This is a genomic window from Bradyrhizobium sp. Mp27 (assembly GCF_029953005.1).
Classification (GTDB): Bacteria; Pseudomonadota; Alphaproteobacteria; order Rhizobiales; family Xanthobacteraceae; genus Bradyrhizobium; species Bradyrhizobium barranii.
This window is the reverse complement of sequence record NZ_JASAUS010000725.1, coordinates 1-303: the sequence shown is the minus strand read 5'-3', so window position 1 is coordinate 303 and position 303 is coordinate 1. Positions and strand designations below refer to the sequence as shown.

Below are 303 nucleotides of genomic sequence, written 5' to 3'. Positions count from 1 at the left end.
TCGTCAGGCGGCGAAAAGCCGAAGGCAATCCTGTGCGCCTCGTCAGACAAGATGTGCGGCCGCATCAATCGGGCCCAAAAGCCGCACTCTCACGAATAGGACGGGCTAGGATACCTTCACTCCGACGACGTGCGCCTTCTGAACCACGAATTCGGCCTCCATCGAAGGAACTTCCTTGGTCATCAACTTCAATTCAAGGATTCGATAGCTGGCCGGGCGCTGAAGCAGATCATGCTGCATGATCCGGTTCGCGCGGCCCTTTTCCGCAAGGCCGACGCGTCGCTGGATAACTGGGCCGAGCAA

At 58.4% G+C, this 303-nt stretch carries 1 protein-coding gene; it reads right to left on the bottom strand.

The genetic code is table 11. From position 1 onward, the window contains the following. Window positions 1-105 precede the first annotated feature (105 nt). Window positions 106-303 (bottom strand): hypothetical protein (locus QJT78_RS52460; protein ID WP_281460980.1); only part of this gene is annotated, 198 nt, incomplete at its 5' end.